Annotated in this window: 19 protein-coding genes and 3 pseudogenes; 9 read left to right on the top strand and 13 right to left on the bottom strand. The window is 65.1% G+C overall.

The features are described from left to right. Positions 1-322 precede the first annotated feature (322 nt). From N1F91_RS23955 to N1F91_RS23935, 5 genes and pseudogenes are all read left to right on the top strand, one after another. A complete protein-coding gene (locus N1F91_RS23955; RefSeq protein WP_289995949.1) occupies positions 323-778 on the top strand; it encodes a transposase in 456 nt (151 codons plus the stop codon). Then, complete coding sequence (gene tnpB / locus N1F91_RS23950) at positions 775-1125, top strand: IS66 family insertion sequence element accessory protein TnpB (protein ID WP_289995948.1); 351 nt, start codon at positions 775-777, stop codon at positions 1123-1125. The genes N1F91_RS23955 and tnpB overlap by 4 nt, the downstream gene beginning before the upstream one ends. A 48-nt stretch (positions 1126-1173) precedes the next feature. Then, a pseudogene (locus N1F91_RS23945) lies at positions 1174-2748 on the top strand (IS66 family transposase). Between the two features lie 71 nt (positions 2749-2819). Beyond that, positions 2820-3350 (top strand): UPF0149 family protein, encoded by a 531-nt coding sequence (locus N1F91_RS23940; protein ID WP_289995951.1) that lies wholly within the window; start codon positions 2820-2822, stop codon positions 3348-3350. 52 nt (positions 3351-3402) lie between these two features. Next, positions 3403-3585: pseudogene (locus N1F91_RS23935) on the top strand (IS630 family transposase); the annotation flags it as partial. A 103-nt stretch (positions 3586-3688) separates the two neighbouring features. Here the strand turns inward: N1F91_RS23935 and N1F91_RS23930 are convergent. The 7 genes and pseudogenes from N1F91_RS23930 to N1F91_RS23900 form a co-directional block, all read right to left on the bottom strand. Then, positions 3689-3894, bottom strand: a pseudogene (locus N1F91_RS23930) (hypothetical protein); the annotation flags it as partial. A 79-nt stretch (positions 3895-3973) separates the two neighbouring features. Then, entirely contained in the window at positions 3974-5158 is a 1185-nt protein-coding gene (locus N1F91_RS23925) for an O-antigen ligase family protein (protein ID WP_289995947.1), read from the bottom strand. Positions 5159-5271: 113 nt separating this feature from the next. Further along, a complete protein-coding gene (locus tag N1F91_RS23920; RefSeq protein WP_289995946.1) occupies positions 5272-6489 on the bottom strand; it encodes a hypothetical protein in 1218 nt (405 codons plus the stop codon). Continuing rightward, positions 6419-8788 (bottom strand): polysaccharide biosynthesis tyrosine autokinase, encoded by a 2370-nt coding sequence (locus tag N1F91_RS23915; protein ID WP_289995944.1) that lies wholly within the window; start codon positions 8786-8788, stop codon positions 6419-6421. Before N1F91_RS23915 ends, N1F91_RS23920 begins: the two co-directional genes overlap by 71 nt. A 27-nt stretch (positions 8789-8815) precedes the next feature. Further along, positions 8816-9592 (bottom strand): polysaccharide biosynthesis/export family protein, encoded by a 777-nt coding sequence (locus N1F91_RS23910; protein WP_289995942.1) that lies wholly within the window; start codon positions 9590-9592, stop codon positions 8816-8818. After that, the gene (locus N1F91_RS23905) at positions 9592-10395 is read right to left on the bottom strand and encodes a CpsB/CapC family capsule biosynthesis tyrosine phosphatase (protein ID WP_289995940.1); all 804 of its coding nucleotides are present in this window, start codon (positions 10393-10395) and stop codon (positions 9592-9594) included. Before N1F91_RS23905 ends, N1F91_RS23910 begins: the two co-directional genes overlap by 1 nt. A gap of 114 nt (positions 10396-10509) precedes the next feature. After that, a complete protein-coding gene (locus N1F91_RS23900) occupies positions 10510-10983 on the bottom strand; it encodes a hypothetical protein (protein WP_289995939.1) in 474 nt (157 codons plus the stop codon). A gap of 437 nt (positions 10984-11420) precedes the next feature. On the opposite strand from N1F91_RS23900, the gene N1F91_RS23895 reads away from it, so the two are divergent. Together N1F91_RS23895 and N1F91_RS23890 are read left to right on the top strand one after the other, a co-directional pair. Beyond that, positions 11421-11684 carry a hypothetical protein gene (locus N1F91_RS23895; protein WP_289995937.1) on the top strand — a complete coding sequence of 88 codons (264 nt, stop codon included), beginning with the start codon at positions 11421-11423 and terminating at the stop codon, positions 11682-11684. A 732-nt stretch (positions 11685-12416) separates the two neighbouring features. Continuing rightward, positions 12417-13142 carry a hypothetical protein gene (locus N1F91_RS23890; RefSeq protein WP_289995936.1) on the top strand — a complete coding sequence of 242 codons (726 nt, stop codon included), beginning with the start codon at positions 12417-12419 and terminating at the stop codon, positions 13140-13142. A 138-nt stretch (positions 13143-13280) separates the two neighbouring features. Here the strand turns inward: N1F91_RS23890 and N1F91_RS23885 are convergent, their stop codons facing one another. The 3 genes from N1F91_RS23885 to galE form a co-directional block, all read right to left on the bottom strand. Next, the gene (locus N1F91_RS23885; RefSeq protein WP_289995935.1) at positions 13281-13676 is read right to left on the bottom strand and encodes a VanZ family protein; all 396 of its coding nucleotides are present in this window, start codon (positions 13674-13676) and stop codon (positions 13281-13283) included. Positions 13677-13749: 73 nt separating this feature from the next. After that, positions 13750-14301 (bottom strand): transcription termination/antitermination NusG family protein, encoded by a 552-nt coding sequence (locus tag N1F91_RS23880; RefSeq protein WP_289995934.1) that lies wholly within the window; start codon positions 14299-14301, stop codon positions 13750-13752. Positions 14302-15817: 1516 nt separating this feature from the next. After that, on the bottom strand, positions 15818-16801 hold the full coding sequence (gene galE / locus N1F91_RS23875; protein WP_289995933.1) for a UDP-glucose 4-epimerase GalE: 984 nt from the start codon (positions 16799-16801) through the stop codon (positions 15818-15820). Between the two features lie 328 nt (positions 16802-17129). Between galE and N1F91_RS23870 the strand changes: the two genes are divergently transcribed. Continuing rightward, a complete protein-coding gene (locus N1F91_RS23870; protein ID WP_289995931.1) occupies positions 17130-18473 on the top strand; it encodes a UDP-glucose/GDP-mannose dehydrogenase family protein in 1344 nt (447 codons plus the stop codon). Positions 18474-20627: 2154 nt separating this feature from the next. Here N1F91_RS23870 and N1F91_RS23865 read toward each other — a convergent pair. From N1F91_RS23865 to N1F91_RS23855, 3 genes are read right to left on the bottom strand one after another with little or no spacing between them, the layout of a single operon-like run. Then, positions 20628-21302 carry a hypothetical protein gene (locus tag N1F91_RS23865; protein WP_289995929.1) on the bottom strand — a complete coding sequence of 225 codons (675 nt, stop codon included), beginning with the start codon at positions 21300-21302 and terminating at the stop codon, positions 20628-20630. Between the two features lie 35 nt (positions 21303-21337). Beyond that, a complete protein-coding gene (locus tag N1F91_RS23860) occupies positions 21338-22894 on the bottom strand; it encodes an AAA family ATPase (RefSeq protein WP_289995928.1) in 1557 nt (518 codons plus the stop codon). 12 nt (positions 22895-22906) lie between these two features. Further along, positions 22907-23248 (bottom strand): DUF6634 family protein, encoded by a 342-nt coding sequence (locus N1F91_RS23855; protein ID WP_289995927.1) that lies wholly within the window; start codon positions 23246-23248, stop codon positions 22907-22909. 182 nt (positions 23249-23430) lie between these two features. On the opposite strand from N1F91_RS23855, the gene N1F91_RS23850 reads away from it, so the two are divergent. Next, entirely contained in the window at positions 23431-23691 is a 261-nt protein-coding gene (locus N1F91_RS23850; protein ID WP_289995925.1) for a helix-turn-helix transcriptional regulator, read from the top strand. Positions 23692-24768: the final 1077 nt, after the last annotated feature.

Raw genomic sequence — 24768 nt, 5'->3', positions numbered from 1 at the left:
TCTTGGCGCGAACGGCTGGAAAAGAGAACGGCAGCAGCGTATCGTCAGTCATGGCGGGTGTGGCTCGCGCGATGTTGTCGGCAGGATTGGCCTAAGCAACCGAATCCTACGCCAAATCAACTGCTTATGCTACATCCGCCAGCCTTGCGAACACGCCGTCATGAAAAAGACGGGCTAGGCTGAAGGTGCCGAAGAACATCACGCCGATCTTCCTGCCCTCGCGGGCGCCGGAGCTGAACCGTGAGCGCCACGAGCACCCCGTCTTGCGGAGCGGCTATTCGCTGGCGAGACTTGCCGTCTGTTAGGCGAGGAGTGCGACTGGATGGGCTTGGACGACGCTGATGCCAGACTTCAAGTCAGGCATGAAGACAGTGATTATCGCCGGGTAGAGGTGATCACGGGCCGCCGGCAACGGCGTAGCTGGACGCCGGCGGAGAAGGCGCGGATTGTGGCCGAGAGCGCGGAGCCAGGCGCCAACATCTCGTCTGTCGCGCGGCGTTGGGGGGTCAATCGCGGGCTTCTTACAATCTGGCGACGACAGGTGGGGCTTGTGAAGGCGAAAGGGGTGGCGGAGACGAAGGCCGCCGTGCAGTTCGTGCCGATCACGGTCGCTGACGAGGAGCAGCAACGCGAGCGCGGTGGAGCACGCAAGAGTGATGCGCCCGCGGTGACCGGTCGCATCGAGCTGGAGATCCATGGCAGCCGGCTCGTCCTGACGGGCGCGGTCGATGCCACCCTGGCGGCGGCAATCGTTGGTGCGTTGCGCGTGCCGCGATGATTCCAGCCGGCGACATGAAGGTCGTGATGGCGACGCAGCCGGTCGACTTCCGCCGCGGCATCAATGGCCTCGCAGCACTGGTTGCCTCGGCTCCTGCAGCCGATCCCTATTGCGGCAACGTCTTTGTCTTCCGTCCCAGGCGCGGCGATCGGTTGCGGCTTCTGTATTGGGATGGCAGCGGCATGGTTCTGGTCTCGAAGTGGCTCGAGTCCGGGCGCTTCACCTGGCCACCGATCCAGGACGGAGCGATCCGACTGACGCGCGAGGAGTTCGCGCTTCTGGTAGCCGGTCTCGACTGGACGCGGGTGGCGAAGAAGCACGTCAAGAGGCCTGTTCGGGCGGCGTGAAGTGACTGGATTTGCTTGAAGAATCGGGGCGACATGGTATGGTTGATCATGCCGCTCCGCGCTGATTTACTGCCATCGGGTTCCAACGAACTGAAGAGAATGGTTCTGGCTCTTGAAGCCGAGAACGCGCAGCTGCGCGTCTATGCCGACCTTCTGCGGCAAATGATCTTCGGAGCAAAGTCGGAGAAGCTGACCACGCTCGATCCGGCACAGACCGTGCTCGATCGCGGCGACCTCTCCGAGGTGCCGGCGGCAGCAAATGACGATGTCGCCGAAGATGACGATCGGCCGCGGCGCAGGCGGCAGCCGGCATCGCGCAACATGGGCGCCCTGCCGAAGCATCTGCCGCGCTGCGAGGAAGTGATCGAGCCGCAGAGCACGACCTGCTCCTGCTGCGGACTTCAACTCCATAGCATCGGCGAGGACGTCAGCGAGGCGCTCGATATCGTTCCTGCCCTTCTGCGGGTGCTCCGCACGATCCGGCCCAGATATGCCTGCCGGGCCTGCGAAGCCAACGTCGTGCAGGCGACGGCGCGCCCGCGGGTGATGGATGGTGGCATGGCGACGACGGCGCTGGTGGCGCATGTGGTCGCCTCCAGGTTCGCCTGGCATCTTCCCCTCTATCGCCAGGCGCAGATCTTCTCGGGTTACGGCGTCGAGATCGACCGTGGAACGCTTGGCGGCTGGGTCGGACGGGCAGCCTGGTGGCTGAAGCCGCTCTACGAGCGGCTGCTGGCCTTCATCCGCTCGCAGCCGCGTGTGTTCTGTGACGAGACGCCTCTGCCGCGGCTCGACCCGGGGCGCAAGCGGACGAAAGTCTGCCAGTTGTGGGCGCAGGCGGTCGATGATCGGCCCTGGCAAGGCCCGGCGCCGCCAGCGGTCGGCTATGTGTTTGCCGAAAGTCGCGGGACGGGAGAAATCGAGACGCAGCTGTCAGCCTTCGGCGGCATTCTCCAGGTCGATGGCTATGCTGCTTACAAGAGCCTGGCCAAGCGGCGGCGCAAGAGCAATGCTGCTCCCTTGCAACTTGCCTTCTGCCTTGCGCATGCGCGCCGCAAGTTCGTCGAGGTGGTCAAGACGACGGGCTCGAGCGAGGCTTTGGCGGTGGTCGCCGCCATCGCCGAGATCTACCGGATCGAGGAACGCATCCGCGGCATGAGTGCTGCCGAACGCCTGTCGGCGCGCAAGGCCGACAGCGCTGCTGTGATGGCGGCCCTGAAGGCGCGGCTCGAGACACTGATCGATGAGGTCTCGGCCAAGTCGTCACTCGGCAAGGCCGTCATCTACGCACTGGCGCACTAGCCGGGACTGACAGCCTTCCTCGACGACGGCCGGATCGAAGTCGACAGCAACATCGTGGAGCGCTCGATCAAGCCGGTCTGCCTGACAAGGAAGAACAGCCTCTTTGCCGGATCGGCCCGCGGCGGCGAGACATGGGCTGTGCTGGCATCGCTGGTCAATTCGGCAAAGCTCAACGGTGTCGATCCCGAGACATGGCTCGCCGATGTGCTGGAGCAGATTGTCTCAGGCGCCGTGCCGGTCAATCGGCTCGACCAGCTTCTCCCGTGGAACTGGAAAGCAAGCCGCGAAAAGCGGGGCCAGGCAGGGATGATGGCGGCATGATCGCACGTCCGCCCAAAGGGCCTGTTGTCGCTGCGCCCGCCGCGGCTTCCCCGCTTCCGCCGTCGCGCCCGATGCTGGACGATGCGGCCTCCGAGGCGTTCCTGCGCAAGCGGCGACCGCATCCGCCGGTCTTCAGCATGTCAGGGCTCGACGGCTATCTGACGGCCCTCATCATTGGACCGCGCTTCATCGACCCGCGCCACTGGATTGGCTTGATTGCGGGCGAGCAGGCGATGATGGCGCTCGAAGGCACGACCGGGGCGCTCGCGGTTCAGACGCTGGTCGCGAACTACAACCGCATCTCGACCGGGCTTGCGGAAACGCCGCAGACATGGCGTCCGCGCCTTGCGCGACGCAAGGACGGAACGTTCGACGCCTTCGCGTGGTCCACTGCCTTCCTGCTCGCCACCGGCTACGCCCAAAGGCTCTGGCGCCCCGTTCTCCACGGCCACCCCAGCACCGGTGACATCATTGCCCCGATCCGGGACACGACCACCGCGGATTCCCGGCTCGACGAAGAAAGTGCCGCCGCCATAGCCAGGGCCGTCGTCGCCATCCGGTCGCACTTCATGCCGAACCGAGCCAAGGCGGCTCGCAGCTGAGCAGGCGCTCCTGTCAACTCGGAAAAACCCTGTGGTGCTAATCCCGCTTACGCTGAACCCGGTCGAGAACGTCTGGCAGTATCTGCGCAGCAACTGGCTGTCGAACCGCGTCTTCGCCGATTACGAGGCCATCATCGAAGCCGCCTGCGACGCCTGGCGCAAGCTCCTCGCCCAGCCGCACACGATCACGTCGATCAGAATGCGGGACTGGGCACTTGTCGGTCAGGGGATATGACAGTTGGTGTAAATGGGTGCCTCGAACTACTGGCTACTCCGGCGCGTGAGGATCGCAGCGATTGCGGCGCGGTGATCGAGCGCGGCGCTGATGAGACCGGCCCCGCCTCCAGGCCGATCCGCGCCATCGCAGTCCCGGGGCGATCAGCGCCTCCGGCTTGCTCAGGACCCTGGCCTCGCGCACGACGCGCCCCGAGGCCTCCACAGCGCACACGCTGGTGCTTTCGAGCGACACGTCCAATCCGGCACAATGTTCCTTGGTCGTCCCTCGATGATGCTTGGCGCGCGCGACAGCACGACGCCGGTTGATGGCCCCATCAATCTGAGGGACAACCGCCACTCCCGCCAAGCTTCTGGCGGGGAAGGCTCGACGGCCGCCCGTTACCCCCCTAAAGACGCGCGATCGGAGCGAGTATGGTTCCGCCATTGTGCCGCACCTCAAGCGCTTCGCTCCGCAACAGGGGCTTGAATAGCGGTATCCGGTGAAAGTAGATGCCGTTCAGGAACGCGAACGTCACTGCGATCGCCATGGTCCGAAGCGGATAGTCGACCGTGGAGTGCAGCAGGACGAAGACAATCGAGAGGAAGGCAGCACGCTGCAGCGGATCGAGCCGATGGCGCATCCGCAGGACAAACAGCAGCACGTACAGCGCCATCAGCGTCATCGCGAGGATGCCGCCCTCGAAGGCGACTTCGAGAAAGTCGTTGTGAACGTGATTGACATATGGACGATAGATCATCTCCTCCCGCTCGTACGGCCCGTACCCGTCCAGGAAGTTTCCGTAGCCGATCCCCCAGACCCAGTTTTCCTTCAGGCCTTCCAGGGTCGTTCGCATGAACTCGATCCGGCCGAAGGCCGGATCGAGGTCGCCGACAAACTTCGTCGTGACGCCGAAACTGTAGATGCCGAGACCCACGAACAGCGCGCCTGACGTCACGGTCCCGGCGCGTGAGCGCCATGCGAGGAAGAGGAACGACAGCATGGTGATCGCAAGGCCGATCAACACCCCTGCCCGCGACCCGGCAGCCAGGAGGATGAGCAGGATAGCCGGGATGGCGAGGCTCATGAGCACGCCGCGCCCGACGAAAAGCCCGTAGTATACGATGAGCGGGATGCTCGCGAAGAGAAGCGTCGAGAAGTGGTTCACGTTCGCAAACAGCCCGGCCGCGATAGTGTAGGGTAGCCAGCTCTGCAGGCTCGTGTCCTGCGCCATGGAAAACTGCATGGCGCCCGCAAGCATGTTGCAGGCCACGCCGATGAAGAAGAAAGGCAGCAGGCCCCGCACCTGCTCGCCGCGGAGCTTCGACACCGCCAATGCGAACAGAAGAGCTGAAATGGCGAAGGCCGTCGCCTCCATCGTTCGCCCGACGCCGAGGCTCACGAAACGGAATGGGCTGTCGCCGTCGGACTGCATGAAGATTTCGGGCCGGCTGCCGGTGAAGAGCCAGGCCGGGAGGGGCAACACCTGCAGAACGCATGCGATGGAAATCAACACGAGGAAGGTCAGCAGCACAGGCGCGGCAGGCAGGGACGTCTGCGCCGTGAGCACGAATGCGACTGCCACGACGATCATCGCCTGCAGGAGTGAATCCGTGAACAGTCCCGGCCCAGCGCCACCGCCGAAGATCAGGGCGAAGAACAGGACGACGCCCAGTCCTATCTTCTGTCGCGTATCTGACGTCGGCATCAGCTGTCGCTCTTGCGGATCTGCAGCCTCTGGACCACGACGCTGCCCGTGTAGCGATCCTTCCAGCTCTCCGCGATGACGGCTGTATGGATCGAGACGTTCTGGAGGGGGCAGTCGTCGGCGGAAAGAACGAACCGTGTCGCTGCCACCTTGTTCCGGTAGCTTCCTTCGGGGATGTCGAGGCGGGCAAATTCCCGGCTCGACGACTGGCAGCGCAACGACCAGTAGAGCCCCTTCGGAAGCTTGGCATTGGCAGCGGTGAGGTCCGCGGAAAGTTCGTACTCGCCTGGCGGAAGATGCAGGACCTGGCTTGCCTGCATGTCCTTTACCGGCGTTCCGTTGAACTGAATGAGGAGCCCGGACTGGACGCTTCCGAAGGAAGGGTGCGGCAGCCTTTCCACAGTATGCCCGGATCGGCTGCGGATCTGCCAGTCGAACGGCTTGTTGCTTTGCCCGCCCTCAAAACCGGAGTCGTGAATGTAGCCGGCGAGCGCCGCCTCTGCGGTCGACTGCGTGCCAAGGAAAAGGCTATATGCTTCCAATGCCCGTCCTTCACGGATTAGTGCCTGGATGACCGTAGACAGTCCCCAGTCTCCGACAGGCGCACCCGCCTTGTGCAGATCCGTCAGAAGCGATGCCCCTGCGGCCAAGCCCGCGGGATCCGCGGCAATCTGCCGAAAGACGGCGGCGCCCCACGGCGGCCCCACCATCAGCCGTCGACGGAGTTCCGCATAGCCGTCCTTCGTCATCACGATCGCGGCGAAGATGCTTCCCAGGTCCCTGATCTTCCAGGGATGGCGGCGCAGCAGAACGTCGATGTTCTCGAGCGCACCAACGACGTCATCGGCTTCGATCGACCAAGCGATGGTTCGTTGCAGTGCGACGCTCTCGGTCTTGGAAAGCTCAAGGGCGCGCCTGAAATCGTTGGCGGCGCCGTCACGGTCCCCGGCACGCAGCAGGATTTCGGCGCGAAGGCTCTGAAGACGGGCATGGCCGGCATTCAGCGGAATCGCTTCGTCGACCAAGTCTTCAGCGATCTCCATATCGGCCCCCGCCTCCTGCCCGTCAAGCAGACGCTCGACAAGGGTGGCCGTCGCGTCGACATTGAAGGGGAAGAGGGCGATCGCCAGGCTTGGATCCGTCTCCTCAACGAGCCTGCTTGACGCGTGCAAGGAAAGCACCAAAACGGCTACGGACGCCGCGAGCCATATCGCCAAGCGTCGGATCCTGACCAACGTCTTCCTCCTCCACGCGACCCGTCGTGCCGGCAAGCCTCGGGGTCTCGGCTCCATACGAGTAGTAGTCGCTGTTGATGTACCTGTAAGCGTAGTTGTAGTCGAGACGGCTCACCGAGAACTTCGAAAGCGTCGTGCCGAGGACGCTCGCGCCCGCAGCGCGCAGCCGCTTCAGGGCATTGGTGGCGGACTTGCGCGTCACCTGGTTCGCGGATACGACCAGCAGCGACCCGTCCGCGAGACGGCTGAGGATCGGCGCGTCGGACAGGCCCACGATCGGCGGGGCATCGATTATGACGAGGTCGTACCGCTTGGAGAAGCCGCTGAGTGCAGCGGCCATTCGCGACGAGGAGAGCAGGTCCGCCGGGTTCGGCGGGATCGTGCCCGACGTCAGGATTGAGACGTTGGGATACTTCGTCTGACGCAGCAGCTTCGGATAGTCTTCCCTGCGGATCGTGTTGGTGAGCAGGTTGCTCAGACCAAGGGTGTTGTCGAGCCCGAAGAGGCGGTGCAGGTTCGGCTTGCGCATGTCGGCGTCCACCAGGAGGACGCTCGTGTTAAGCGAAGCGAAATCCTGGGCCAGCTTGAAGGCCGTCGTCGACTTGCCTTCCGACGGCTCCGAACTCGTCACCAGCAGGGTCCGCGGCATGCCTTCGGTACCGGAGAACTGGAGAGCCGTCCTGAGGGACCGGTAGGCTTCCGAAAGCCCCGACCGCTGGTCGGCCAGCGCTGCCACGATCTCCTTCTCGTCCACCGAAGGCAGGATGCCAAGGACGGGAAGCCCGAGTTCCGTCTCTACCTGTTCAGGGTTGGAGAACGTGTTGTTCAGGAGTTCTAGGATATAAATCAGCGCCGCGCCCAACACCGCGAAAAACGCCAGCGCCAACGCGACGTTCCTTGACATGCTCGGTGAGTAAGGCCCGCCCGGGAGGACGGCCAGATCGACGATCGCCGCATTCTGGTTCTTCAGATCCGCGCCGACGCCGATATCGTTCAGCTTGTCTATCAGGCTCTCGTACTGCGACCGGTAGGACTCGACGTCGCGCTTGAGGATGGTGTACTGGATGTTCTTGTCCTGGTAGGCGGCCTGCTCCGCTTCGAGTTCGGTGAGCTTCGCCCGCAGGTCCGCGACCTTGGTCTGCGTCTCCTCGTGCTTGAGCCGGATCGAATCGGTGATCACTGCAATGCCGTTGTCCGCCTGCTTTCGAAGTTCCTGGATCTGGGACTCCAATTGCTTCATCTCCGGGAAGCCAGGCTTGAACAGCGACAGCTTCTGCTGGTACTCGGCACTCAGGTCGGCGATCCGGCTGCGGATTTTCCCGAGGCCCTCGCTTGCCAGGACCTGCTCCAGGCCATCCCCACGTCCGGCCTCGATCTGCTGCACCAGGCGCCCGTATTCGAGGTTCTCCTCGATGGCCTTGGCGAGGGCTCCGTTGATCGCCGTCATGTTGGCGGAGATCAGCGAGTTCTCGTCGCCGGTCACGGTGATCCCGACTTCCTTGGCGTAGTCGACCAGCGCCTTCTCCGACTGCTGCAGGCGATCCTTCACCTGCACGACCTGCTCCTGGATGAACTGGCGAGCAAGACCGGAAGTCTCGCTGGTCTGGTCGACCCTCTGGTCGATGAAGCTCTGCGCGATCTGGTTCGCCACGGTCTGCGCATAGAGCGGCTGCTGGTCGCTGAAGCTGACCTTCAGCAGGCTGGTGTTGGTGACGAGATCGACCGAAAGGTTCTCCATCACCCGGCCGATGGCGATCGCCTCGCGCTGCTCCGGTGAATAGCTGTTGATGTCGGTCGTGCGGTCGATGCCGAAGGCTCGCGAGAAAAGGTTTACCGGCGAGAAGTCCGGCTTCGGGAACAGGAAATCCTCCCGCTCCGTCAGGCCGAGTTCGTAGACGGCCCGCTGCGCAAGCGCCCGGCTCTTCAGCTTCTCGCGGGCTGTCAGAAAAGAACGAACGTCGGTTCCTTCGGACACCACCTCGATGTCCTGGAATACCTTCGCCGACGGGACCAGCACCTCCAGCTGCGCGGTCGCCCTGTATCGGGGCGTCTGCATCATCGTGAACACTGCCCCGGAGACCAGGCCGACGGCGAGGAGAAATGCGATAAGCCAGCGATACCGCAGGACGTAAAGCAGCAGAGTTAGGGGGTTGAACGAATCAGGCTCCGGCTCCGCCTCGCGATACCCATAAGGCGCATATCGATGCGGCCCGTCGTACAGAAATTCCGACGGCGGCGGATACGCCGCCCCCTGTCCACCGGGCTGGATCTGTCGGTTCATCTCAAGCAACTCTTCGCAAGCGCCAAATCATGGAATGATCGCAAGCCTCGAAGCGCTGGTCGCTATGCCCAGCGCCTCCTTCAGGTTCTGCATAGCGATTTTGGACTGCGAAGTGAACACGATGACAACGTCGCCGCCGTAAATGCGTGGATTGGCCCGCTTTCCCGTCCGGATTTCAGCGACGTCGAAGTTTGCGACCAGCTTCTGGCTGCCGATGTCGCGATACACAAAGACCTTCGACTGGTCCGCGAGCGGGCGAAAACCGCCGGCCAGCGCGACCGTTTCGAGCAGGGTGGAACTGCTGGTAACCGGATAGACGCCAGCCTTCGTCACTTCCCCGTCGATGGTGACCCGCTGCCCGAAGGACTCCTTCAGGAAGATGGTCACGTCCGGGTTCTGCAGGTAGTTCCGGCCATAGGCGGCCTCGATCTCCTGTTCGAGCGTCCTGACGCTTTTGCCCGCCGCGTCCACCGCACCGATCAGCGGCAGGTTTACCCGCCCCGCGGCGTCGATCTGCACCGTCCGGTCCAGCGAATCAGCCTGGAAGACATCGACCTCCAGGACGTCGTTCAGAGCGAGCGGCTGTTCCTGCCCGTTATGGGTGTTGATCGGCGGCGGCAGGTCCCGCACGACCTGCAGTCCTCCGGCCCCGCCTGCCGCGCCCTGAAGCGCCAGCACTCCCTGCGTGGAGGCATCGGTCGAGGAGACGGGCATTTCGGTTGTCGAACAGCCCGACAACACCGCCACGGCGAAGGCCGCGGCTGCGCATCCGAGATATCGAAGATCAAGTCGGGTCGCGCGCATCAGCTATCCGTCCGTCGGAACAGTCTACCTAGGAAACCGCGTTTCTCCGGTTCCCCCGGCCCTGCTTCCAGATGCCGGCCGACCGGCTGTATCAACCTGTCCAGGAGAACCGCGCCGGGCCTCGTCTCGACCATGGCACGGGCCTCGGCTTCCCCGACCCTGAGGGCGATGGCATCCCGAGCGCGCGTAAGCGTGGGGCGTCGTCTCCCGATACCGTGCGCGTCCGAGGCGACGATGTCCACCCTGCCCTCGTCCAACATTTTTTCTGAGTAATACAACGGCACCTTTCCGAATTCGCCCAGCACGGAACCAGCAGTAATCTGCATCAGGCATCCGATTTTGTTCAGGCCCTGGATCACGCTGAACGAGGTCCTGATCCAGTGGAGCCTTTCCGGATGCGTGATTATCGGGATGAAGCCGGCGCCAATAAGGCGCTCTGCGAACTCCTCGAGCCTCGGCGTAAGGATCGTATGCGATGGCTCGAGAAGAAAGTAGCGCGAACCATTCAGCGTCGGAACGACGCCGGCCGTCAGCTTGTCGGCGAGATCGGGTGCGACGTGGACGTCGGCACCGGGAACTATCTCAAGCGGAACAGCCGCGGCAGCAAGCGCCGCACGCAGCCCCGCGATCGCGGCTCGGATACCTCCTGCCGTGTTCTCGTACATGCCGGGCAGGATGTGCGGCGTACAGGCCATGCACGTGATCCCGTCGGCAACCGCGATCCGGGCCATTTCAACCGACGTTGCCATGTCCGGAGCACCGTCATCGATGCCCGGAAGGATATGGGAGTGGATATCGATCACCGGTACGTCGGCACCACCAGCGTCACAACCACCTGCCGCTAACGGAACGATCCAGATGGATCCGAGGACCGAATGACGACTGCACTGGGACAGACTGAGGGCTGGCCGCCCTCGTTACTGTTGGCTGACCGAGATTTTGTCGTCATCCTGGCTGAACACGATCACGCCCCCCACCAGAAGCGCCGTGCCGGCTAGCGCGCCGACGGCAGCCGCTGTGGTGTTTCCGGTCGGAGGCGCCTCGTTCCTTACCGCCGCGCAGATGTTCCCGCTATCCTGGGCAACCAGCGTCATTGACTGATTGGCCCCGAGTTCCACCCGGCAGTCGTTGCCGAGCAGGAGCCTCGTGGAGCTGTTCGCACCCACGATGATCGTCGCACCCTTCTGGAGAGCCGTCTCGTCCTGCACCGGCGAGAAGCCCGCCGCCTGCGAGATCCGCACGTTGCCTTCGACGCTCTCGACCTTGCCGATGATGTTTGCGGTCGCGGAAACGACGCACTTGCACACCTGATCCTGCGCAAAGGCGGCCCCGGCGGCGAATGTCATTCCTGCGGCCATGACTGCAGCATTAAGTGTCGATGTGATCCGCATCACTTCCCTCTGTTGCTAGAAGCATTAGACTGTATGCAACCGCTATCACAGCACTCCCTCACATTCAACCAGCTACGGACCGGACCATTGTCCGTCCGATCAATAATTGTGACGCCTGGAGCGACCATGCCAACAGTCGACAAACAATCGCGCTTGGATGACGAAAAGTGCTTCTGTCAAAACAAACGACCTTGCGTGTTGAATCGGGTGGATGCCCTAAAGGCAGATTTGAGAGTAACTATGAGGGATACGGTTCAAAAGGAGCAAGCGTGCCGGAAAAGTTCCTGCAACTGACATCCTCAGGCGGAGACCCGAAGGCAGCGGCAATAGAGATATCCCGCTGCGATCTAACGGAGCAGGCGCACCAAAGATCATGCCCGCTTGGAGCGACTTCCTTAATACGACATGGAGGCCACTCGGCCGCGACATCTTACCGCGTGAAGCTGACGCTCGGTGGCGCCGATTCGAGCCTGCGGCAAGACGGGCATTGCTTCAATCTCGACAACAACACGGTCTTCGCAGCCAGCGGGCGCGGGCTGCAGCTCTCGCGGGCGATGCCGCGAAAGCTGCCGCGCCTACCGGCCCGCAACCCCTGTGTAGGCGAAGCCCAACCGGTGAAGCAGCTTGAGGACGCCGCCTTCGAGCAGCCGACCGAAAAACGATCCTCGATCAGCTCGACCACCGCCGCCGAGCTGGCTTAGCAGCAGTCTGCGAGCGCGAAGCAAGCGCGCGCTCCTGCGTGCGCGACAGCTTGCTTCGCCATCGCCCCGGCCGAAGACCCGCAGAACGGCCACTCCGGCGGCGGCGAATTGCCGGTGCCGGCCGCCCACAGTGTAGTCGTCGAGCCAAGACCCTTGGTGACGGTTCCGCAAATCATGCTGTCGTCGAGCGGCAGGATCGCGCTCGTCCTCCGAGCCGCGCCATGCTTCTCGCTCGGACGCCACACCAACACTTCGAAACATGCCCGCCCTTCGGCCGAATGGGACCCGCCTCGAATCATGCACCCAGTGGAACAGCGCCGAGCCACCGCGTCATCCCCGTTGTTCCGTTCGCCGGGGAGATGGGGCACACCTTACGGGAGATGTTCACGTCCCCAGGGCCCGCCCGAACCGCGCCGTCGCCGCATGTCCGACATGTCCCGACCGAAAGGCTTCAACCGTGAAGACGCTGAACGGAGAATCTTTGCTGCCCAACCGCAATCGCCGTAGTAGCGATGCTCCGCCGGGACTTGCTTGATGGCAACATGGGAATCGAGGACTGGACACGGAGAACTTCCTGCCGCCTACCGTCTGCATTCAATGGTGACAGGTCTTTCGGCTCGGCCGGCTCCGGCCGAAGGACTTCCGCGGCGGGCTCACCTATGCGTCAGGTTGAAGAGCGGCCGCGGACATAATAGCTATGGACGGCAACCGATGAATCGGGAGACGGGACGGATGAGGTTCCTGCAGCCTGGCCGATCGTCCACCGGCGTGGAGCGATCGGAGACGGCAAGCCTGGCGGCGGCAACGACGCCTGCGACCGCCTCGGCCGACAGTGCGGAGGCAAGGCCTGAACATGCGTCCGCCGGCGGGCGCGTCGATGGCCAACCGCGCCCATCGGAGGGCCTGCGGATCCTTCTCGAGCGGATCGACATGCTGACCTCGAGGCTTCTGGCCTGCGAGGAGACCATCCGGCGGTTGGAGCAGAGCGAGTCCGAACTCATCGAACGCCATGCGGCGGAGAAGCTCGACCTGGAGGAACGTCTGCGCCGGCAGGTCGAGCGGCAGTTCGCCGACCTCGCTGCGGAGACGGAACAGCGCCAGAAGGCCTTCGCCGGGAAGCAGGCGAAGCTTCTGGAACTGCTGGCTTCGGAACTCAGCAAGGTGCGGTCCATTGCCGAAGCCGGTGCCCGGCCCCATACAGGCGAGCCGGCCGGCAGCCGAGCCGAGCCGCAGTCGTATCGGCGGCGGACGCCAGAGACGGCCCCGGAACTTGATTTCTTCGAAATGGAGGCAGGAGCCACCGGACAATCCGGGCGCGGACCGTCGGTGCGTCCTGACCGGTCCCGCGAGGAGTTCGAGTTCTGGGACTGGCTTGAATCGCTTCCGCCTGAGCCCGGCCACAAGCCCGCCGACGACGCCGACATGCTGATCGATCTGGACGAGAACGACCTCAAGTAGGGTAGCGCAGCGCCGAAGCCCGATCCGGTTCGTCCCGCCTTTTCGGCGGACGCCGTGTGCAGTCCAGGCGATGCCCTCGATCTCCCGGGCTGTGAGCCATCGGGAACAGGCCTGTCTCTGCGATACGGGCGGCCGTGTTCAGGTGCGCCTGACACTCCCGAGCAAGATCGGCCAGAGCGCGGCCCCCAGCGCGACGCCCGCCGCGACGCCCGCGACTGAGGCCGCGAAGTCGGCGAAAGAAGCCGTCCGATCCGGCACGAACGACTGGAGTATCTCGATGCCACCGGCCACAGCGCAAAGCCCGGCGGCGGTCGCCGCGGAGGTGCGCAAGGCTAGCGAGGCCGTCATTCCGGCCACACAGAATGCGAGCGCATGAGCCATCTTGTCGCTGAGCATCACGAAGGACTGGATCTGCGTCTGGTATTCTCCGCCGACGGACGCGAACCAGGCGATGCAGCCGAGTTCCGCCAGAAGCGCCAGCCCGGCCCCGACGCGCAGCCGAATGGACGCCACGCGGTCCTGTGGCCGTGTCAAGCCGCCGCCGCATCCATCGCGGGACCGGAGGCGCATGGCGGCGGAAACCTCCGTCCGGGTTCGGTCATTTCCCTCACAATGCTTCCAGATCGTGGCCAGCCATGCTGACGGCTCGCTCGCCGGACATGATTTCCAGGAGCACCTTCGCGCGGCCGGAATTGTCCAGCCGGTCCAGCGTCCCGACGAGATCGGCGAATGGCCCCGTCTTTACCTTGACCTTCTGGCCAGGCCGAAGCGTCGAACGGGTGTCGATCACGCCGTCCGGATCGGCCGCCTCGACCAGCCGCTCTACGAGGCCTCTCGGACAGGCGACGGGTCGCTCGGCCTGCATGATCAGTGACCGGACGCCGCGCGTACCATTGATCGACCGCCACCGGTCAAGATCGACGTCGATCCTGACGAAAAGGTAGCCCGGAAAGAACGCCCTGCTCTTGGTCACCAGTCGGCGCGCGTGGCGGACTGTCCTGATCTCGATCGGATTGAAGGTGTCGAACCCCTGGTTTCGCAGATGGGCATCGGCCTCCTTCTCACGTCCGGTGAACGCGTGGACCACGTACCAGCGTCGGCCGTCCGACCCGATCGGTAGCGCTTCCGGATCACTGCTGATCGCGGCGTGAATTCCCATGTCGCGTAGCCTTCAGTGAATGTGTTCAGGCTGTGCGCATGCGGGCTCCAGGAAGAACCGCGCGCGGACGCGTGCAACGTCGAAGCGATGTATGGGAACCATGCAGCGGAAAAGAGGCAGGGACCGCGAACAGGCCGTCATTTCATCAAACGCGCCCCCGGTGCTCCGGTCCGTCACCGGGGAACAGACAGGACGAACGCCACGCGGCGGCTGCGGGTCAATCGCTTCAAACTTGGCTTGCATGGAATCTCACGGTGAAGTCTCGAAGGAACATAGCACCTTCAGCCAACTGAATCCGGCGCTTCGGTGGCAGCGGCCGTGGATTCCCCATTTCTTTCTCGCGCCTTTGTCACCATCGCGGATCTGCTCCACCAGACGAGATACAGGCCGCCGATCGAAACGACCGGCACCTCCCTTCTTCGTTCGGACTCTCGCAACTCAGGGTACCTTTTCAGCTTCAAGGTCCCACCAGGGAGGCGCATGCGGATGCTCATCGGAGAAATCTCCACAACCATACAGCAAACTGTGACAATCTAGGATAGGAGACAAGTTTCTCCGTTGCAACGCAATATTCTTCAGAGTTGCCTAATGTTCGGTTTTTTCAGCACCCTCCATGAACATGCCGAGATTCAGAAAGCTGTACGGCAAACGATTCATCAATATCGAATGGCCTCTGTGCCATCGCCTCCTTGGTACCCGCAGACTTCGTCCGCCAGTCGGGGTACAAATTAATCCTCACCATATGTTTCAGGCGCAGCTATTTTTAAAGCGACAGTGAGGGCGACAGTTCTCGTCGATCCTCGTCGAACTGCAGATCGGCTCACGCCTTCTTTTCTTGCGTGTCGCCCGGACGCAGCGAACGCGCGACCTCAAGCCACCTCGCCGGGAACTGCCTCATATTGCTTCTGCCGCTGGTGTTCGGGCACGCAGATTGCTGCAATGCAATACAGACCGCGACGACAAATCGGGTGACGCTGATGGTGCGTCCCGGTGAGCTGCAGCATGGCATTGGAGCCTGGAGCATCGGAACCGGCTTCGTCGGCGCCGAGCCTGCCTCAGACCTTGGCTCCTTGACCCGCATGCACGTCCAGGTGACAGCACGGCCGGCACGATCGTCTGACGCGACTTCGTTCGACACCCCAAGACGTGCGAGTGCCTCCCGCGCGGCTCGTCCTTGAGGCATGGCGACCAGGCGGTGGCTGCCTTTCCGTCTCGCATCATCCCGGAAGCTCCCGCAGTCGGCCGGCAGAGCGCGTCCTTGCTGACGACAGCGATGTGAAGTCCATGCCGGGATCCGGTTCGGGACGTGGTCCCCCGGAACCGGGAGTAACGTGGCGCTCAGGCTTGGAACGAGAGTGTTGCGGTGCCTGATCGCGGAAGTGTCGGCACCCGTCACGGGAGGAACATTTTGCGCGAGGGGACAGCGCATCAGGGCTGATCCCTTGCCAGCGGCGACGTTCCTGCACTGTTCGACGACGCGCTGCTACGCATAGGGCCGCTTGGAGCCGAAGCCGCCCTACCCCGTATTGCGGCTTGAATGCCAGCGCCAGGCGCTCGTCACGATGTCCTCGATCGAGCGCTTCGGCTCCCATCCGAGCAGGGCCTTCGCCCGCCGGTTGTCGGCCACGAGCGACGGCGAGTCGCCCGCCCGCCTCGGTCCGCGGGCGACCGGGACATTGCGTCCGCTGACCGTCCGCACGACGTCCAGAAGTTCCAGCAGCGACGTGCCCGTGCCGGTGCCCAGGTTCACCGTCGCGCTCGTCCCGCCGGCCAGCAGGTGTTCCACCGCGCGCGCGTGCGCGTCCGCCAGGTCCATCACGTGGATGAAGTCGCGGATGCAGGTGCCGTCGCGCGTGTCATAGTCGCTGCCGTTGATCGTGAAACCGGCGCGGCGCCCCATGGCCGCCTCGATGGCGACCGGAATCGCATGCGTCTCCGGATCGTGCCACTCCCCGATCCGCCCCCCCTCGTCGGCGCCTGCCGCATTGAAGTAGCGCAGGACGACCGACCGGAAACCGCGCAGTGCGTCGAGGTCGGCCAGGATCTGCTCCACCATCAGCTTGCTGCGGCCGTAAGGATTGATAGGTACCTGCCGGTGGTCCTCCGCCATCGGCGTGGCTTGCGGCACGCCATACGTGGCGCAGGTCGACGAGAAGACGAACTTGTCGATCCCGGCCTCGGACGCCGCCGACACCAGGCCGATCGTTCCGCCCACATTGTTCTGGTAGAAGGAAAGCGGATCGGCCAGCGACAGTCCGACCTCGATCAGCGCCGCGAAGTGGATGATCGCGGCCGGACGGTGTCGGTCCATCACCTCGCGCAGCCGGCTCCGGTCATGCAGGTCGCCGATCTCGAGCGGCCCCCATTGCACGAACGACTCATGCCCGTTGGACAGGTTGTCGTAGACGACCGGGCGATGCCCGCGGCCTGCGAGATCCAGACAGCAATGCGCACCGATGTAGCCTGCGCCTCCCACGACAAGAATCGTCGCCATATGCATGTCCCCTTGCAATGCCGCGGTCCCGCCATGCCTATGAACGGATTCGACCGTTGCGCGTTCTGTCAGGCTCCGCGTCGGAAGTCACGGCGCTACGACGACATCTGGAGGATAGCCGGACCGGCGGGCAAAACAATCCCAACGATGCTGAAGCCGAAGGAAGAGGACGGCCTTTCCGCGAGAGCAACCGCCGGTCGGCCTGCATTGTCGAGTATTCATGGAAACCGGCACCCACAGATCTTGATCGGACTGCCTCGCCCACAAGAAGTTGCGCTTCCTGGCGCGGCGTGGGATATGCGCCGTCGCCACGAACCCACAGGGAACGAAACAAGTGCGGATCACGATTTTCGGAACTGGATATGTCGGTCTGGTCCAGGCGGCGGTCTTCGCCGAGGCGGGATACCAGGTGCTCTGCGTCGACGTCGACGCGGCCAAGGTGGCGAGGCTCGAGCGCGGCGAGATACCGATCTACGAGCCCGACCTGAAGAACCTCGTCGTCGAGAACGGCGCGGCGGGGCGGCTGCGGTTTACCACCGACGCCGCAAGCGGCGTGGCGCATGGCGACATCCAGTTCATCGCCGTCGGAACGCCGCCGGACGAGGACGGGTCGGCCGACCTTTCCTACGTGCTGGCGGTCGCCGACACCATCGCAGCCCACATGGCGTCCGAGCGGCTGGTGGTCGTGAAGTCCACGGTTCCGGTCGGGACTTCCGACAAGGTACGCGCCAAGATGGCGGAGCGGCTGGCGGCGCGGGGCCGCGAGGACATCGCGTTCGATGTCGCGTCGAACCCCGAGTTCCTGAAGGAGGGGTCGGCCGTTGCAGACTGCACCAGGCCCGACCGGATCGTCATCGGCGTAGCGAGCCGACGCGCCGAAGAGCGGCTGCGCGAACTGTACGCGCCCTTCAACCGCAATCGCGAGAAGATCATCGCGATGGACATCCGCAGCGCGGAACTGACGAAGTACGCCGCCAACTGCATGCTGGCCACCAAGATCAGCTTCATGAACGAGATCGCCAACCTCGCCGACCGGCTGGGCGCGGACATCGAGCACGTCCGCCACGGCATCGGCTCGGACCCGCGCATCGGCTACAACTTCATCTATCCAGGGGTCGGCTATGGCGGATCGTGCTTCCCGAAGGACGTCCAGGCGCTGATCCGTACCGCCGACCAGATCGGCTTCGACGCGACGCTGCTCAAGTCGGTCGAGGAGCGAAACAACCGCCAGAAAAGCTTCATCGTCGAGAAGATCAACGGCCATTTCGGCGCAGACCTGCAGGGCCGCACCTTCGCGCTCTGGGGTCTTGCCTTCAAGCCCAACACCGACGACATGCGCGAGGCGCCTGCGCGCGTCATCATGGAGGCGCTCTGGGCAGCGGGCGCCACGGTGCGCGCCCATGACCCCAAGGCCATGGAGGAGTGCCGCCGCATCTATGGCGACCGGCCGGACCTCGTGCTCTGCGCCGGCCGCGACGCCGCGCTCGACGGCGCCGACGCGCTGGTCCTCGTCACCGAATGGAAGGCCTACAACATCATCGACTTCGAGGCGGTGAAGGCGACGCTGAAGCAGCCGGTCATCTTCGACGGCCGCAACGTCTACGACCCGGCCGCAGCGAAGCGCCACGGCATCACGCTCTACGCCGTCGGCCGCGGCACGCGAAACGCCGTCTCCTGATCCGGGTCCTGCCCGCACCGGACAGGGCGGGAGATCGAGACGTCGGGGAAGCGATCGGTCCCTGCCGCATTGACCGGAGAACGCAGGGTGTCGCGCCCCGCCTAGGTAGGGGCAGCAGCGGGCGGTGCTGCTGGGTTCGGAAGCCGCTCGCTCATGAAGGAGGCTTCGGCTGCGCAACGGACTTGTAAGTTATCACGTCCTAAGGACGCCCGGCGACCGGCAGTGCGCCCGCGCGGGCCTGAACGCGCTGAGCTTTGTCTGGGAGACGCGATCGCCACGAGCGGTGAAAGCGCAGGCGGGGAGATCCGTCCATATCTGGCACTCCGGCAGGCCGCACGAACGGACATCGTGTTCCTGTCCGGCGGGCCATCGCGGTAGACCGGCGGCCGGAGCTGGACACGATGGAATGCCCGCTTCATGGAAACGTGACTGTGGAGCTGCCCTTGGGCACCACGTGGACCGCGGACTACCGCGATCTCATTGGCGCCCATTGTTGCTGACGCTCGCCACACACGGCTTCAGCTCGCTCTCCGCAACCGTTCCGGCTCCCCGCCCGTCGCAGGCTGGCAGGTAGAACGTGCGGTCCCGGCTCGTTCCCGGGTTCGCCTGTGTGGACGCCGCCGCCTGGTCATCTTTGCGGCATCGCCGTGCGTCGTCATGCCCGCCCCAGCGGATCGCTCCACGAAAGGTCCCCCTCGATCCCCTTGCGTTCGTTCGCTCTCTCCTCCGCTGTCCGCCGTGGGGCAATTCCTGGTGACGCCAAGGGGGAAGTTCTTCGCGACGCGCGACACGAAGGGGGCCGGCCGTTCCGCGATCGCCTGCATTCATGCCGGACCCCGGCCTGCAGGCCGACCTTCCGCCGGCGCTTGCAACCGGTGCGTTTACGAGGCACCCTTGCATGGAACACTCGCGCGAAAGGCCCTGCAGTGACCTGCAAATCCGATCCCTTTTCCGTCAAGTACCGCCTCCACTCCCAGGGTTCCCGGCGATCGCGCTCCTGCAGTTCCTCGCCTCCTGAAGGAGGGCGAAGTAACTCGCCAAGGCATGGCTACGACTTGGCGAAAGGTCCGGCGGCCGTTCCGGTCGCCATGGCATCGAACTCCTCGCGGCGGACCTGGCGGCGCATTCCCGCCAACCGGACGGTCCGCGGCAGTCATGGATGGCGGCGCGGTGCGGAGTGGCGGACATGACCGAGCACGAGTCCGACGACCGGGAGACGCCGCCGCCACCGTTGCCCGGCGAGACGCCTGCCCAGGCGCTGGCGCGCCGTACCGCATGGATCAGGGATATTCTTGGTCCCGAGTCCGCAGCCAGATACGCTGCGAGGATGTCCAGGGAGCCTGACTGACGGCTTTAGCCGCCAGACGCGGGATCCAGAACTAGCCCGAAAGTGCGCGCAGGCGTGAGCACGCCGGGAAGCTGGCGACGCGAGGCATAGGTCGGGTCTGACGCCGGACCATGGTCGGCTGAAGCCGACCTCATCCGGGCATCGGGCTCCTCTGGCGCACGTCCGCTATTGAATAGACAATACCTTGAGATCGGCTGCCTTGGCCATTGCTCCGCAGCGCCTGGTATCTCTGGCCTCGTTGATCGGACCGGACCCGAACCGGCAGCGAGAAGGCCGCCATGGAGGTGCGAACGAATGGAAGCCCTGCGGAAATGGTAGCATCACCAGGCGGCGGGTATCGGATCGCCCCCGACCTCCGCGGAAATTCGGAAGTCAAGGCAGCGCCTGCAGCCCGCATCGCGACGATACGGGGGGAGGGAGGGCGTGAATACCGATCTTCTGATGTTGCAACTCACTTCCGGACGCGCGACACGGCGGCCGCTGGCACTCGACGCAACAGTTCGTCCAAAGCCTTTCATGCCGGAGGCGAACTTTCGATGGTAGGTATTTGCATTCGGCAGCTGAAGGATGCCCCCGAACCTTCAGCCCGGCCTCGGACTTCCATCAAGCTCGCCTCATGGACCTGGCGTCCCGTTCGCGCTTCCCGAGCACATGGGATGCCCGACGTCGCGCATGTCCTTTCCAGGCCGGCGCCTGCCGCCCGCCTGTTGCAGAGGCCGCGCTGCGACATGGAGGCGGCCTCGGGACGACTGGTCGCTGAAGATGTACCGCGTGTTCGACATGCAGATCGAAGAAACATGGCTTCCTCACTTGCCCAGCCACTTGAGCGCCCGCCTCTCGACCTCTTCAAGAGCCGTCGCGAGCATCGGCCCTTCAAGTATGCGGTGGTTCATGAGGACGTCGGCGAGGTATCGGATGGCCTCCTCCTGCTTCCGGACCATTAGCTTCGCGCCGGCGTAGGCGGACCGAAGGCGTCCGTGTACATGCTCCGCGAGTTCGGGATCGATGGCATAGAGCGTTGCGCGGTCGGTCGCCGGGCGGTAGAGCAGCGGCCATTTCCTGCCGAATCCCAGCACCGTCTCCATGCGGAAAGCGATATCGTTCGCCGCCGCAAGGGCGCTGTCAGTCCCGCCGTCACGATGAACCGCGCAGTCCCCGAGCATCATCTCCTCGGCAGCGCGCCCCGTGAGCAAGGTCCATAGCTCGAGTTCCAACATGAACTCGAGAGGCTCGTCCTGGACGTCGATGCGCCACCGGACGCTGCCGCCCTCCGGGCCGTCGATGGTGATCCTTTCCAGGATTCCCATCTGCAGCTGGTGGCGGATGACCGCATGTCCCGCCTCGTGGACCGCGATCCGGTACAGGAGCTCCGGTGATCGCTCCGGGCCTTGCGGTGGCGACGGAGGCCGGCCGGCCCGAACCCGATCGCGCTTCGCCCGGCTGCGCTGTCCCCTTCGGCGCCCCTTGCCCGACGGAGGCATGCGATTGCCGCCAGAAGGCGGAGATGCAGGTACCTTCATTGCCGTGACCTCTCGTGTTCGCGGGCCTCGATCAGGCCCTCCAGGAGTCTCGTCAGCCCGCGGATCGACCCGCCGCCCCAGGCAGCGGAAAGCGCTTCCACTTCGAATGGCTCGAGCGGAGCGGCCCAGCGCGGATCGTGGCCGGATCGGGCGAAGAGGTCCCGAAGGATAAGCGGTGCAAGCGCCGCCAGGCGTTCCGGACCGGGCACCGGGAAACGGAGGATGCGGCAGCGGTCTCGCAGGACCGCGGGGATCGGCTCGGCGGAGTTCGCCGTCATCAGCCATGTCACTGCGGCGAGGTCGCAGTTCGCCTCCGCATAGGGGTCGAACCAGCGGCTTGCGGTCTCGCACTCCAGCAATCCCAGGAGGACATCGTGCGCATTCCCGTTATGGCGGCTGGTACCGGTCTTCTCGATCTCGTCGAGGATGATGACGGGTCCCGCGCAGCCGTGCTGCCGGATGGCCGCGAGAGGAAGGCTCGGCTCCCCCGTCGTCCAGCGGCGGGGCGTGCCGCCGATCGCGCCGTCGCCCATGCCGCCGCAGGAGACCGGCACGAAGGGTGCCCGCAGTTCCTCCGCAAGCCGCCGGGCGAACCGCGTCTTGCCGCAGGCCGGCGGTCCGAGCAGGATCGTCGGATGGAGCCACACATGTTTCCGTCCGGCCAGGCCGCCAAGAAGGGTATCGACGAGCGCCGGGGCATAGGGGAACTCGCCGGCGAGCGCGGCACGGACCGGCGCCAGGTCCGGCACCTCCCTCAAGGGCAGCGGCCGGTTCAGGACGTCGGCGAACTCCCTGCCGACGCGCTTGCCGTCGGCGGTGACGGGATTGCCGATGGACCTGAGAACCACCACCCCCTTCCTGGAGGATGGCTCTTCCCCAGCGCCATGATCGCCGAGCGAGGAGACAGCGGTTCCGCCTGCCGGATCCTGCCGCCCGGGCGCGGCAGCTTCATCCGGAACCCGCCCCGCTTCGTTGATCGCGCGCTCGAAGAGGTCGCCGATACGCATGGCCTCCTGCGCGAGATGACGGTGGAGAGACCGGGTCGCGTCACGTCCGGGACGGGCGAGAACCTCCTGGTCACATGTGGCCGCTGCCCAGCCGAGCGAGAGGGACATCGTGTCGGGGCGCGCCCCGTTCATGATGTCGTCCAGCGCCAGCCGCGCCATCTCGCCCGCCAGCCGGCAGCCGGCGACGGTGAAGTCGAGATGGGCGAGATAGATGCCGCACCGCATCCGGCAGGCGTCGACCGGGAACGCCTTGCCGCGGGGCAGCGTGTCGAGCAGGGATTCGAGCAGCATGATCCCTTCCGCGTCGGCATCTACGGTAAGCTTGTCGAGGCATTGCACGACGGCGCCGAGATCGGGAAGCCTTCGCTTCTTCGCGCGGCTGCCGAGCCTCTTGGCGAACTCGCGGATGTCCGCCGCCAGCGATTCCCGGAAGAACGGCATGCCGCGCAGCAGTTCCTCCTCGCTGGGAAGACGCAGGCCCTGCACCACCGCCTCGCGGCGTCGCTGGAAATGGCGGGTGGGCGAAGGCGGGCGGTTCGCGCTCAAGGATTCGTCCCCTCAGGACTGAAGATCGGCTTCGCCGAAGGGGCGGCCGAGCCGGTACCAGCGCGACAGCGTCCGCGCCCAGGTGCGGTCCTCCGACATCATCCACACGGCGGAGGTGCCGATCATCCTGTTCTGGCCGGGCAGGAGCGGGTGCCCGGTCGAAAGGCCAGCCAGAGATGGCGTCGCCTTCAGCCCGAGCATCCAGCGGTCAAGGATGGGGGCGTCGCCGCCCGCCAGCCGGTCCGGCGGGATTCCCTGGCGGATCCCTTCCATGTCGGCCAGCAGCCGGGCGAGGTGTTTAACCTCTGTTTCATACTCGGAACCTAGTTTCTTGCGGGGATCGAACGTCAGCATCGTCAGGCTCCATCTCGCTGCTGAAGGATTCCGGCGGGTGGCGGCGATCCCCGGTGATTCGGCAGGCTGGTAACCTGCATACGGCGCCGGATGTGCGGCGTCCATCCGACCACGGTGGCGTCGCGACGCCTTTGCGTGATCGCATGCTGGACCGCGCTGCGGGCGCTCGCTAGAACCTGCGCATGCAGGCTCCGTACGACCTCCTCCGCGCCGCCCGGGTGGCGCTCGACATTCCCGCGGCCGAGCTTGCCAGGCGCGCGGGCATCAGCAACCGTTCGCTCGTCCGCATCGAAGCTTGCCAGCCAGTCACCCTCGAGGTCAGCCTGAGGGTGCAGAAGGCGCTGGAGCAGGCGGGCGTCACGTTCCTGCCGGAGAACGACACTGCGGGGCCGGGGATACGGATCCCGAAGGACGCCGTCAGGAAGGTCGGCTTCCAGATCTGATCGCCTGCCGCGGATGACCGGAAAGGCAGCGGGCTTCCGGGCGCCTTCGTCGCGTACGCAGCCGGATGGCTGCCATCATCCCTGCGCTCGCCGCGAGGCTTTGGGAGGGACCGGAAGTTCCGGTCGACGAACTCCCGTCCCCCGACGCGGCAGCAGCGTCACCGCAAGCCGGTGTCCGGGTACCCTCATGGCGCCCGGCGGAGGGACGCTGCCATCTCGCCACGTATCCGCGCCCGGTACGCGGCCGGTGAAGCCGCGGCGGCCAGCGGAGGAACATCGCGGCCGGAGCGAACAGGAGCAGCGCCCGACCTTCGCCGCGCCACGTTGGCTGTCTGCCGGCGGCGGCGCCGAAACCAGGCTCCGGCGGTTGCCGGGAGACAGCCCGGATCCCGCCTCAATCGCCATGCGTGCCGTCCGTCCGCATCACCCGGCCGGACCCAGGCGGGCTGGACCGCACCAGCTGCGAAAGCGTGGACGGCAATGACATGAGCCCGGCTGCGCCGTTCCCCGCGTCGGCTGTCGCTCCTCATGGAAAACTGCCGCCGCGGCGCCAAGAGGAACTGCCCCCCTTGGAAAACCGAGGAGAGAGCAGATGAACGGGGAACGAACCACGGCAAGCCCCGTCGTGGAGTGATCCACGGGGGGCAGGTGATGGAGACGCCGGACGACGTGGCCGGGATGCTGCGCGCGAAGGCGTGCGGGTGCGGCTCGGCCGGCCGACGCGATCCGGGCAGCCAGCCCTTCGCTTTCCCGCCCCGCCTGGCCGCTAGCGCCGAGGGCAGCCGGGCAGCCGATGACCGGCTCCGAGCAGACTGAGCAGGCGGCCGGACCGGAAGGAAGCGCGGGATGGCTTCGTCTCCGGCAACCATTGTGTCGCGTCCGTTCTGCCCGGCCCCGAGCCGGCCGTCGGCGCGGGGTCCGTCGCCGTCGGCCAATGATGGCCACGGCCTGCCTTGGCCTCTGCCTCGAGGGACCCTACCGCTCGTTGCGACCTGCCGGTCCCCGGCACGTAGCGCGCTGCTGCGGAGGCCGCTGCCCTTGCACGGCGTCCCGGCCGTCCCGCCCGGCACCGTGGCG

The organism is Aquibium sp. ELW1220 (assembly GCF_030398385.1).
Taxonomy (GTDB): domain Bacteria; phylum Pseudomonadota; class Alphaproteobacteria; order Rhizobiales; family Rhizobiaceae; genus Aquibium.
This window is presented reverse-complemented; position numbering and strand designations above follow the sequence as displayed.

Excerpts from the sequence above, each read along its gene's own strand:
- N1F91_RS23900 (WP_289995939.1), bottom strand. The coding sequence starts at position 10,983 with ATGCGGATCACATCGACACTTAATGCTGCAGTCATGGCCGCAGGAATG.
- N1F91_RS23850 (WP_289995925.1), top strand. The coding sequence starts at position 23,431 with ATGCAGGCTCCGTACGACCTCCTCCGCGCCGCCCGGGTGGCGCTCGAC.
- N1F91_RS23940 (WP_289995951.1), top strand. The coding sequence starts at position 2,820 with ATGCTGGACGATGCGGCCTCCGAGGCGTTCCTGCGCAAGCGGCGACCG.
- N1F91_RS23910 (WP_289995942.1), bottom strand. The coding sequence starts at position 9,592 with ATGCGCGCGACCCGACTTGATCTTCGATATCTCGGATGCGCAGCCGCG.
- N1F91_RS23925 (WP_289995947.1), bottom strand. The coding sequence starts at position 5,158 with ATGATCGTCGTGGCAGTCGCATTCGTGCTCACGGCGCAGACGTCCCTG.
- tnpB (WP_289995948.1), top strand. The coding sequence starts at position 775 with ATGATTCCAGCCGGCGACATGAAGGTCGTGATGGCGACGCAGCCGGTC.
- N1F91_RS23865 (WP_289995929.1), bottom strand. The coding sequence starts at position 21,302 with ATGCCTCCGTCGGGCAAGGGGCGCCGAAGGGGACAGCGCAGCCGGGCG.
- N1F91_RS23890 (WP_289995936.1), top strand. The coding sequence starts at position 12,417 with ATGAGGTTCCTGCAGCCTGGCCGATCGTCCACCGGCGTGGAGCGATCG.
- N1F91_RS23855 (WP_289995927.1), bottom strand. The coding sequence starts at position 23,248 with ATGCTGACGTTCGATCCCCGCAAGAAACTAGGTTCCGAGTATGAAACA.
- N1F91_RS23880 (WP_289995934.1), bottom strand. The coding sequence starts at position 14,301 with ATGGGAATTCACGCCGCGATCAGCAGTGATCCGGAAGCGCTACCGATC.
- N1F91_RS23955 (WP_289995949.1), top strand. The coding sequence starts at position 323 with ATGGGCTTGGACGACGCTGATGCCAGACTTCAAGTCAGGCATGAAGAC.
- N1F91_RS23915 (WP_289995944.1), bottom strand. The coding sequence starts at position 8,788 with ATGAACCGACAGATCCAGCCCGGTGGACAGGGGGCGGCGTATCCGCCG.
- galE (WP_289995933.1), bottom strand. The coding sequence starts at position 16,801 with ATGCATATGGCGACGATTCTTGTCGTGGGAGGCGCAGGCTACATCGGT.